Below are 11,405 nucleotides of genomic sequence, written 5' to 3'. Positions count from 1 at the left end.
ATCTAAAAATATTAATACAATGAAAAAGCTTATTTTATCCTTAGTACTCATGGCTGTAACAACAAGTTACAGCCAAGAGTTAAACCTACCGGTGTTTACCCAGTATTTAGCTGATAACCCTTTTATTCTTTCTCCTGCTTATGCTGGTATTGGAGATAATCTCCGTATTAGAGCCAATGGTTTAACACAGTGGGTCGGAATTAAAGACGCACCAGATAACCAGTCATTGTATGCAGATTTTCGTGTTTTAGATCGTTCTGGAGTTGGTTTGTCATTGTATAATGATAGCAATGGTAATACAAGACAAACGGGAGCCAAAGTTTCATTTGCGCACCACTTGATTCTAGATTATCGTACAGAGCAATACCTTTCATTTGGTATTTCGTATAACATCAATACTTTTCGTTTAGAAACAAATAATTTTACGGGGACTGACGGAGGGATAACAGACGATCGTCGTACATCTAACAACAACTTTGATCTTAGTGCATTGTATCGTAACAGAGGATTTTATTTTAGTTTCAATGCCAATAACGTATTGAAAAAGAATATTAGTCTTGAGAGAGCAAATGAACCAGATCTTTTATCGAACTTTCAGGTATATTCTGGATTTACTTTTAAAGATGGAGAAAACAGACGTATCGAATACGAGCCATCGGTTTTCTTACAGTACTTTGCAAATGACCAACGTTCTACAACAGATTTTAACTTCAAATACAGACGTTACAATCGTTACGAAGATTACTACTGGATTGGAGTATCTTACCGTTTCTTAAATGACCAGTTCCCAAAACCTTTGGCAATGGGGCCAATGGCCGGTTTTATGAAATCTAAATTCTATTTTGCATACTCTTACCAGTTAATGTTTAATGGACTTGGAACGTATAACACAGGAACACATTCCATCACAATCGGATTCGATTTCTTACAATCTATCAGTAACTGTCCTTGTACACAAAGTCCAGTTCACGATTAGACAAGTAATTTTTATCATCTTTGAGAATTATTTTGTTTGTTTTCATAATTTACAACGTTTTCGTTTTTATTAATGGATTATTTTTGCTTTTTTGAAATTTAGAGTACTGTAAAAGTTCTATATTTGTTATTCTTTCAAAAAATTAAAAAAATTAGCAGATGAAAACTTTAAACGATTTCGATTTTAAAAATAAAAAAGCAATTATCCGTGTTGACTTCAACGTGCCATTGGATGAGAATTTTAATGTAACAGATACAACACGTATTGAAGCTGCAAAGCCAACAATTGATGCTATTTTAGCTCAAGGTGGAAGTGTGATTTTAATGTCGCACCTTGGAAGACCAAAAGGAGCAGAAGAGAAATACTCTCTAAAACATATCTTAAAAACAGCTTCTGATATTTTAGGAGTTCAAGTAAAATTTGCTGAAAACTGCGTTGGAGAACCAGCTCAAACTGCAGCAAAAGATTTAAAACCAGGCGAAGTTCTTTTATTAGAAAATTTACGTTTCCATGCTGAAGAAGAAGCAGGAGATGTAGCTTTCGCTAAAGAATTAGCTTCTCTTGGAGATATTTATGTAAACGATGCATTTGGTACAGCTCACAGAGCACACGCATCTACTACAATTATTGCACAATTCTTTGAAGACAAAAAATGTTTCGGAACATTATTGGCAAAAGAAATTGAAAGTTTAAATAAAGTTCTTAAAAACAGTGAAAAACCTGTAACTGCTGTTCTTGGAGGTTCTAAAGTATCTTCTAAAATCACTGTTATCGAAAATATCTTGGATAAAGTAGATCACATGATTATTGGAGGTGGAATGACTTTTACTTTCGTTAAAGCGCAAGGAGGAAAAATCGGAGAGTCTATCTGCGAAGATGACAAATTAGATTTGGCTCTAGAAATTTTAAGACTAGCAAAAGAAAAAGGAGTGCAGGTACATATTCCTGTTGATGTTGTTGCTGCAGACGATTTCTCAAACAATGCAAATACTCAGATTGTAGACGTAACTGCAATTCCTGACGGATGGCAAGGTTTAGATGCGGGTCCAAAATCTTTAGAGAACTTCAAAAAAGTTATTTTAGAGTCAAAAACAATTCTTTGGAATGGTCCATTAGGAGTTTTTGAAATGGAAACTTTCTCTAAAGGAACAATCGCATTAGGAGATTATATCGCTGAAGCTACAGAAAATGGAGCATTTTCTTTAGTAGGAGGTGGAGATTCTGTTGCAGCAGTAAAACAGTTCGGATTTGAAGACAAAATGAGCTATGTTTCTACTGGTGGTGGGGCAATGCTAGAAATGTTAGAAGGAAGAATTTTACCTGGAATCGCAGCGATTTTAGACTAAAATATCACAATTAACATTTTTTTAAACACTTTTCTTCAATAAAGGGCTTAGATTTGCAAAAATACAACTCTTGTAATAGATTGAATTACAGAATTTTAAAATAATGTTATATGATTGTAAAAAAATTATCATTAGTGGTTTCCGCTTTCTTTTCGTTAGCTGTCTGTGCACAGGAAACGGCAAAGGCAGATGTAGAACTGAAGCCAGAGGTTAAGCTTTCATATTTAGATTCTATTAAAAGCACATTCAAAAAAGATCATTTAGCTACAAAAGTAGATAGTCTTTGGATGAATGAATTAGTAAGTCTAGATATTTATGATGATCTGACCAAAGAAATTCAAACCATTAACAAAGATGTTACTGTTGATGAAGAACTTCCAACCGAACTGCTAAAACAGCGTTTGGCGGCGATGAATCAGAAATCACCTTTTGAGATAGAATACAATCAAGGTTTAGAAAATATAATAAAGTCATTTCTTAAGAACCGTAAAAAATCGTTTTCTCGATTAATGGCTTTATCAGAATATTATTTCCCAATGTTCGAGGATGCTTTTGCAAAACAAAACGTTCCTTTGGAAATAAAATATTTAGCCGTTGTAGAATCTGCTTTAAATCCTAAAGCAGTTTCTAAAATGGGCGCTACGGGACTTTGGCAGTTTATGTACGGAACCGGAAAACAATACGCTTTAAAAATCGATTCTTATATCGACGAAAGAAGTGATCCTCTTAAAGCTACGGCAGCGGCTTCAGAATATATGACCAAAATGTTCAATATTTTTGGCGACTGGGAACTGGTTTTAGCTTCTTACAACTCAGGTCCAGGAAATGTTACTAAAGCGATTCGTCGTTCTGGAGGAAAAACAAAATACTGGGACATTCGTAATTATCTTCCAAAAGAAACTCAAGGTTATGTACCCGCTTTCTTAGCAACAATGTACCTTTTTGAATACCACAAAGAACACGGAATCAATCCGGAAAGAGCTGTGGTTAAAAACTTTGAAACAGATACAGTAGCGATCAAAAATCAAATGTCTTTCAAACAAATTGCCGATTTGTTAGACATGCCACAATCACAGATTCAACTTTTAAATCCGTCATACAAAATGGGAGTTGTTCCGTTTTATCAGGGAGAACAGCATTTTATTAGACTTCCAAAAGATAAAGTAGCAACTTTTGTATCAAACGAAGAGCAAATTTATGCTTACGTAAAACATAATACAGAATTTAGATCGACATCTTCTCGATTAGCTGTAAAATACGCTCCAAAAGCAAAACCAGCAACAGTTAAACCTGCTGCTATTGATAATGGAGATTTCGAATTTTATAAAGTTAGAAAAGGAGATAATTTAGGTGCAATTGCTTCTAAATATAATGTAAGCATTGGCGAGATTAAAAAATGGAATAATTTAAAAACAAATGCCGTTGCAATAGGCAGAAGTTTAAAAATTAAACCAGAAGAGCCTTCACCTTCTGCTATTAAGGCAAATGCAATTGTAGATAAAAAAGAAGAAGCAATCGCATCTGCTGAAAATAAAGAGAAAACAGCTGTCGATATGGATTATGTTGTAGTGGCTGGAGACAATTTAGGTAGCATTGCAAAGAAATTCGGTACGACTATTGCGGAGTTAAAAGAACTTAACGATTTAACTTCAAATAACATTGGTTTAGGAAAAACACTTATTATTTCTAAAGCAGCGATAGTTATAGAAGAGCCGGCTTCAACAGCAATTGCATCAAACTCGGTTGATTCATTCAAGAAAAAAGCACCTTCTAAAAACGTTAGTGAAGATTATTACGTTAAAAAAGGAGATTCTTTATACAGCATTTCTAAAAAATATCCTGGAGTAACAATTTCAGATATTAAAAAATGGAATGGTATTAAAGATGAAGATATTAAACCGGGAATGAAACTTAAAATAAACGGATAATAGAAAAATCTTATTAAATTTGGGTTTTATTTCATAAATTAAAAAAATGAATAAAACCCATTTTTTATTGCTATTAGTTCCATTTTTCCTGACTTCTTGTTTCAAAAGTGAAAAACAAAGTGAAACAGTTTCTGGAAAAACCAATACCATTTCGGTCATTATTGATGATCAGTTGTGGTACGGAGAAGTAGGCGATAGTATTAGAAATAAATTTGCCTCACCGGTTCTTGGACTTACCCAAGAAGAACCTCTTTTTACCATTAATCAATATCCTGCGAGATTGCTTGAAGGTTTTGTTACCGACAGCCGAAGCATCATTGTAGTCAAAAAAACAAACGCAGAGAAATTCGAAATCATTCGAAGCACAACCCTTCCTCACAATACTTTTCGCATTTACGGAAAATCGGTAGACGATATAATATGCAGTCTTGAACTGAACGCACCGCAAATAATCAAAATTATTCACGATGCCGAAATTCAGAAAATTCAAGAAGATAATAGTGCTTCATTGCTAAATAAAGCAATTATTAAGAACAAATTTCACATCAATATTCAAATCCCGACAGGATATGAATACATGTTGCATAAAAAGAAATTCATATGGCTTAAGAAGGAAATTATAAGTGGTAATACCAGTTTATTAATTTATCAGATTCCGCTATATAATTTCAAGAAGAAAAAAGACGTTGTAAATGCTATTGTCAAAATGCGCGATTCAATTGGTAAATACATTCAGGGACGTGAACCTAATACACAAATGATTACCAGTGAAGCTTACGCACCCTATTTCTCAAAAATAATGTTGGACAATAAAGAAGCCTTCGAAACAAAAGGAACATGGGAATTGAAAAATGATTTCATGACTGGACCATTTATCAATTATGCCATTATAGACCCAACCTTTAATCGTGTTTTGGTTATTGAAGGATTCTCTTATTCACCCTCACACCAAGAACGCGATCTAATGCTAGAACTTGAAGCCATTATTAAAACAGTCAGAATAGACAAACGATAGGTGTTTCGGTTCATGTTTGAAGTTTGAAGTTTCTTTACGGTTCAATTCGTTCAGTTTGTCTACGTGAAACCTGAAACTTTAAACGTGAAACAAAAAATTTCGTACTTTTATTCATAACAAACATAAAAACAATTAGTTATGAAAAAATTAACCGCAACCTTAGCACTAATAACGCTGTGTTTTATTTCTTGTAAAAAAGAAGTGAAGGAAGAAGCCACACCTACAACAGCGACAGATTCTATTAAAACGGAAGAACCAGTTGCTGAAGCGCCATTAGATTCTGCAGCGCAGATGAAAGCTTGGCAAGAATATGCAACACCAGGAAATCCACATAAAATACTGGCTGATGAAGTTGGAACATGGAATTGTGATATGACATTTTGGTCGGATGCCAATGCAAAACCTGAAAAAGAAACTTGTATAGCCGAAATCAAAATGATCTTAGGCGGACGCTTTCAAGAAGCAACTTATAAAGGAACTATGATGGGACAGCCATTTGATGGTAAAGGAACAGTAGGCTATAATAACGCGAGCAAAGAATACGTCTCCACATTTATTGATAATATGGGAACCGGAATGATGATAGGTAGAGGAAAGTATAATGAAAGTACTAAGAGTATAGATTACGACGGAGAAATGGCCGATCCAGTAACAGCAAAAAATACCAAGTACAGAGAAGTTTACACCATCGTAGATGCTAAAACCCGAAAAATGGAAATGTACGATACAAAAAACGGAACTGAATATAAAAGCATGGAAATCGTAATGACGAAAAAGTAGTTTTCTAGTTAGTTACAAAGAAACAAAGGCGCAAAGACACAAAGGTTTATTCTACAAGATATAACTTTGTGTCTTTGTGATTTCTATAATAAACTTTAGCACAGCTAAAAAAATAATATAACTTAGCGCCTTTGTGTCTTCGTGGCAAAAAATTAAAAGAAGAATGGAATTAAAATGGAAAATAAAGCCTTTTGAGGCATTAACTGTTCATGAGTTATATGATTTGCTCAGATTACGAAGTGAAATCTTTGTAGTGGAACAAAATTGCGTTTATTTAGATCTTGATAGCAAAGACAAGAAAGCATTACATCTTATCGGTGAGTTTGAAGGTAAAATAGTAGCTTATTCGCGCTTATTTGATGCGGGGATTAGTTTCGATAACGCTTCCATCGGAAGAGTCGTTGTAGATCAATATTACAGAGACAGAAAATGGGGACACGAATTAATGCAAGAAGCCATAGCCCAAATTCAATCCAATTTTGGAAAAGATAAAATTACCATAGGAGCACAATTGTATTTGAAGAAATTCTATGAAAGCCACGGTTTTGTTCAAACTAGCGAAATGTATTTGGAAGATGATATTCCGCATATCGAGATGATTCGAGAATGATTAAAAATGAAGTAAATCCGCAAGGATTTTTAGCATAAGTAAAAAAAACTTAGAATCTTAGCACCTCAGTATCTTAGCATCTTAGAAAAACTAAATTTTAGTAATCACAAACTCCACCCGCCGATCGTAATTATCGCCGCGGCCTAAAGGATATCGATTGCCGCATCCAATATAGGTCATGCGGCTTTTGGATACTTTTTTGGACATTAGATAATGAAAAACAGTTTTGGCGCGATTCCAAGAAAGTCTCCTTTCTTTAGTGTCTTTATCAATTCCGTCGCTATAAATTTCGGGTGTACAGCAAACGTGTCCGCGTATTTCAAAATTTAAGTTTCGATGATCTTGAAGCGTTACCGCAATTTTATCCAGTTCTTTTTTAGAATTAGGAGTTAGTTTGGCGCTTCCAATATCAAATAAAATAGATTCCAGACAAACTTTATCGCCTACTTTTAATTTGTCTTTAAAAGAAGTGTGAATTCCTTTTCCGAAACTATTCTTTTTAACCACAATTAAGTCAACCCGCCGATTTCGGAGACGTGTTTCGTACAGATTTTCTATTGTATCTGCTTTTACGACAACACGCCCTTTTCCTTCCAGAATAACAATTTTACTTTGATTAAATCCTTTTTTAATCAACAGATCTTGAATCGTATTGGCTCGATTGTTTGACAATCTAAAGTTATACTCATCATTTCCGCGATCATCACAATAGCCATAAATCTGTATAGACTCCACTTTAGAAGTATCTATGCTCTTTATAAAATTAGAAACCACACTGATTTGTTTTTCTGTCAAATCATACTTGTCGAATTCAAAATAAATAGTCTCAACAGGTTTTTGTTGTGCATTTACTGTATAATATGAAAAAAGAATCAGGGCTAGAGTTATCTTCATTCACTACATTTTTAAAATCGTCTTATATTCTGTTTGGTTATTTAATACGCTAACTGCTCTTTTAATTTCAGAATTGTTTTTTAAGTAATACTGATACAAACCTTCCTGATATTGGTATCTTTTAATCAATTCTTCCAAAATCATGTTTTTAATCTCTTTTTGGTTTTTATCTAGTAAAGTAGTCTCGCTTTTTTCTAAAGCATTTAACAATTGTTGATATTCGGCAGTAATGGTCTCGTCTATTTTTTCTTTTTTAGCCGCAGCTAAAGTATTTTTCAAAGCCACTTCAGTTTCTGTGTCAAAAGTGATTTTGTTAGTTTTTAGATATTGTTTGAAAGCAGTATAGTCTGCATCGGTCAAAGTTGGAATCTTATCACCCAAATTTGGATTTTTATAATAATATGTTGTTGCATAATCAAAAACACCATCATTTTTGATTAAAGCAGTAGCAATCGAACTGGTTTTTGCTTCTTCCAATTCTATGTCTGGTAAAACTCCTCCTCCATCATAAACCGTTCTGCCTTTTCTAGTTTTAAAAGCGTTATAGTTTTTGGCATCCGTTTTTTGGGCTACACCATTTTTATCTTTATGTGCATAATCTAAAGCCTGAATACATCTTCCTGAAGGCGTATAATATCTTGAAATAGTTACTTTTAATTGTGTTCCATAAGTTAAATCGACAGAACGCTGTACCAAACCTTTACCAAAACTTCTGCTTCCTAAAATTACAGCGCGATCCAAATCTTGCAAAGCACCCGAAACAATTTCTGAAGCCGAAGCACTTCTTCCATTCACCAAAATCGCCAATGGAATTTCAGTATCAACTGGTTCTTTCTGTGTTTTGTATGTATTATTGTGTTTTTCAATTCTAGATTTTGTTGTTACAATAACTTCATTTTTCGGAACAAACAAATTACAGATATCAATGGCTTCGTTTAATAAACCTCCAGGATTTCCTCTCAAATCCAAAACAATTTGTTTGGCACCGTCGGCTTTTAGTTTTTCCAATGCATCTTTAACTTCTGCAGAAGCTTTTCTGCTAAAATGAGCTAAAACTATATAACCCGTTTTATCATCAATTTTTCCGTAAAAAGGAACCGATTTAATATCAACTTCATCCAAAACTAAAACGGTAGTAAATGGTTTTCCTTGACGAAGGTATTTGATGTTGATTTTCGTGTTTTTTGTTCCTTTCAATAATTGAGAGGCATCATCTTTAAAATCAGCAATCAGAACATCGCCAATCTGAATAATTTCGTCACCAGCTTTTAGTCCGGCTTTATCTGCGGGATAATTTTTGTATGGTTCACGAACAACCAAACGGTCTTTTTTTCTAGAAATCAGAGCGCCAATTCCAGTATATTCTCCCGTATTATTGATTTTAAAGTTAACAACATCTTGCTCGTTAAAATAAACCGTGTACGGATCTAGACTTCCCAGCATACTTTTAATCGCTTTGTCCATCAAATCTCCAGGATTGGTTTCGTCAACATAATTGGTGTTTACGGCTTTAAACAAAGTGGTGAAAATCTCAATTTGTTTGGCAATTTCAAAAAAATCTTCTTTAAAACTGGTTCCAACAAACAACATTCCCGCCGCAGCGACTGGTATAATAAATTTCTTTTTGAAATACGGATACATGATTATTCTTTTTTTCTTCTTTTTAATCTTCTTCTTATAAAATAGGCAAATACAACAAATAATATTACAAACGGCCAAGCACTTAATAGTGAAATCAATAAACCAGATAAAGTATAGAATCCAGATTTAACAGCGTTCCAAAGTTTTGAACCGTAAGATATTTTAACGCCTTCTTTTTCTGCCACCGTCTTATAAAAGTCTATAGTGACAGTGCTTTCAGAGACACGACTTTCTAAGTATTTCAGTTGCCCTTCTTTTGATTCTATTTCTTCGCGAATAGCTGAAATTTGTTTTTCAATTTCTAAAATCTCACTTACTTTAGTCGCTTTCTGTAAGATTTGCAGATAACGTTCTTCGAGTTTTTTCTTCGTATTTAATCTTGAAGTTAAATCAATAAATTGTTCTGTTATATCTTCTGCAGATATATTTTTAACTTCAAAATAAGAAACTCCTTTTGAAACATTATTTATAAAACGATCAAAATTCTGGCTTGGTACTTTTACAGTAAGACTTCTGTAAACACTGTTGTAATCTTTTCCTTCAGAATCATTTACGATTCTTGCCTTGTTGTCTAGAACCGCTTTTTGAATTTGATTGAAAGTGTTTTCAAGATTATCAGTTTGAAATCTTAGTGACCCCTGTTTAATTATTTTCTTAGGAATCTCAGATGAAGATTCGTTTAAATCTTGATCTTTTCTATTAGACTCGCTCGCTCCAGCAGGAGGAGGAGGAGGAACCATCACAGCGCTTACAGCAATATCTTTGCTGTCAGCTTCAGATTTACTACATCCAGAGAAAATTAAAACAATAAGGGATAAAAAGAAAAGTTGACGCATAAAATTTCAATTTAGAGCTAAAACTACGATTTTTTTGTCTAACTTGATTAATAATCTTACGTTTTGAAATTTACGCTTCTGTTTTCGTCTCAGAATCTTGAGGTTTGTTGATTTGCGCTGCAAATTTCTCAAACAATTGAATCATTTTGGTGTTGATTTCTTCGTAAGACAAACGGTCTTTGGTCTGGTAAAAAAGCATTATCGAATATGGTTGATCCAGATTGTCCAAAAGAAGATGTTTGTTTAATCGATAGGTTTCTCTCAAAACTCTTTTGAAGTAATTGCGGTCAACGGCTTTCTTGAAATATTTCTTAGAAACCGAAACGCCAATTTTGGTTTGTTTTTCTGAATTTTCTTCCGCTTGACGGTAAACCAAACGAAGCGGATATTTGGACACCGATTTTCCATTAGAAAACAGTAATCCAATTGTCGTTTTGCTTTTTAAACGCTCGTTTTTAGGGTAAGTAAAGTTCATTTAATTCAGAAAAAATTTGCAAATTCTAGTGCAAAGGTACAATTAAACCATAAAAACAGTTATTGTTTTCAATTTTAATAAGTCTAAAAATATATTTACTACTTTTGCGCATTAATTTTTGAAGCATGGAAAAAATTATTTCTTATCCCATATCGGTAATTTACTATTTATTATTTGGTTTGTGTTTGGCTGTTTTTCATCCAATTCAGTGGATTTGTTTAAATGTTTTTGGCTACCAGGCTCACAAAAAAAGTGTTGATTATTTAAATTTCTGTCTTTTAAAATGTACTAATCTTGTCGGGACAAGATATACAATTGAGGGCGTGGACACGGTTCCGAAGGGTGTGCCAATTATTTTTGTGGCAAATCACCAAAGTATGTATGATATCGTGGCAATGATTTGGTACTTTAGACGTTTTCATTGTAAATTTGTAAGTAAGAAGGAGTTAGGCAGCGGAATTCCAAGTGTTTCTTTCAATTTGAAATATGGAGGATCTGTCCTAATTGACCGTAAAGACCCTAAACAAGCGATACCCGTTATTAAAAGCTTGTCTGAATATATCGAAAAAAACACAAGATCTGCCGTTATTTTCCCAGAAGGGACAAGAAGTAAAACGGGAGTACCAAAAGAATTTGCGCAAAGCGGTTTAAAAATTTTATGCAAATATGCACCATCTGCGTATGTTGTACCGGTAAGCATCAATAATTCTTGGAAAATGGTAAAGTTTGGTTTTTTTCCTGTTGGTTTAGGAAATCACCTGAAGTTTACAGCTCATAAAGCTTTGGCTGTTAAAGATTACAAGTTTGAAGAGCTAATGGAGATAACTGAAAAAGCAGTTAAAGAAGGAATAAATGAATATAAACAAGTTTAAGTTTTAGTCCGAGCTAAAACGTACAACTCAAA

Annotated in this window: 11 protein-coding genes; 7 read left to right on the top strand and 4 right to left on the bottom strand. The window is 33.7% G+C overall.

Annotation, left to right across the window (positions count from 1 at the left end; genetic code table 11):
- The first annotated feature begins 19 nt into the window (after nt 1-19).
- The 6 genes from QLQ95_RS08110 (at nt 20) to QLQ95_RS08085 (ending at nt 6,655) form a co-directional block, all read left to right on the top strand.
- Entirely contained in the window at nt 20-976 is a 957-nt protein-coding gene (locus tag QLQ95_RS08110; RefSeq protein WP_250834677.1) for a PorP/SprF family type IX secretion system membrane protein, read from the top strand.
- Between the two features lie 158 nt (nt 977-1,134).
- The gene (locus QLQ95_RS08105; RefSeq protein WP_482503356.1) at nt 1,135-2,322 is read left to right on the top strand and encodes a phosphoglycerate kinase; all 1,188 of its coding nucleotides are present in this window, start codon (nt 1,135-1,137) and stop codon (nt 2,320-2,322) included.
- Between the two features lie 110 nt (nt 2,323-2,432).
- Entirely contained in the window at nt 2,433-4,250 is a 1,818-nt protein-coding gene (locus QLQ95_RS08100; RefSeq protein ID WP_320495398.1) for a LysM peptidoglycan-binding domain-containing protein, read from the top strand.
- A gap of 46 nt (nt 4,251-4,296) precedes the next feature.
- Entirely contained in the window at nt 4,297-5,265 is a 969-nt protein-coding gene (locus QLQ95_RS08095) for a DUF4837 family protein (protein ID WP_320495399.1), read from the top strand.
- A 138-nt stretch (nt 5,266-5,403) separates the two neighbouring features.
- Nucleotides 5,404-6,045 (top strand): DUF1579 domain-containing protein, encoded by a 642-nt coding sequence (locus QLQ95_RS08090; RefSeq protein WP_482503353.1) that lies wholly within the window; start codon nt 5,404-5,406, stop codon nt 6,043-6,045.
- 163 nt (nt 6,046-6,208) lie between these two features.
- The gene (locus QLQ95_RS08085; protein ID WP_482503351.1) at nt 6,209-6,655 is read left to right on the top strand and encodes a GNAT family N-acetyltransferase; all 447 of its coding nucleotides are present in this window, start codon (nt 6,209-6,211) and stop codon (nt 6,653-6,655) included.
- Between the two features lie 90 nt (nt 6,656-6,745).
- Here QLQ95_RS08085 and QLQ95_RS08080 read toward each other — a convergent pair whose 3' ends face one another.
- From QLQ95_RS08080 to rnpA, 4 genes are all read right to left on the bottom strand, one after another.
- A complete protein-coding gene (locus QLQ95_RS08080; protein WP_482503349.1) occupies nt 6,746-7,549 on the bottom strand; it encodes an OmpA family protein in 804 nt (267 codons plus the stop codon).
- A gap of 3 nt (nt 7,550-7,552) precedes the next feature.
- Complete coding sequence (locus QLQ95_RS08075) at nt 7,553-9,190, bottom strand: S41 family peptidase (protein WP_482503348.1); 1,638 nt, start codon at nt 9,188-9,190, stop codon at nt 7,553-7,555.
- 2 nt (nt 9,191-9,192) lie between these two features.
- Nucleotides 9,193-10,026, bottom strand: coding sequence for a DUF4349 domain-containing protein (locus QLQ95_RS08070; RefSeq protein WP_482503347.1), 834 nt, complete (start codon nt 10,024-10,026; stop codon nt 9,193-9,195).
- 70 nt (nt 10,027-10,096) lie between these two features.
- Entirely contained in the window at nt 10,097-10,501 is a 405-nt protein-coding gene (rnpA, locus tag QLQ95_RS08065; protein WP_428238789.1) for a ribonuclease P protein component, read from the bottom strand.
- Nucleotides 10,502-10,626: 125 nt separating this feature from the next.
- Here rnpA and QLQ95_RS08060 point away from each other — a divergent pair, with 125 nt between their 5' ends.
- Nucleotides 10,627-11,373: a lysophospholipid acyltransferase family protein gene (locus tag QLQ95_RS08060; RefSeq protein ID WP_320495407.1), complete on the top strand. Its 747-nt coding sequence runs from the start codon at nt 10,627-10,629 to the stop codon at nt 11,371-11,373.
- The last annotated feature ends 32 nt before the right edge of the window (nt 11,374-11,405 follow it).

The organism is Flavobacterium sp. B330r, assembly GCF_056824325.1.
The sequence above is the reverse complement of the archived record's forward strand: the minus strand, read 5'-3'. Positions and strand labels throughout refer to the sequence as shown.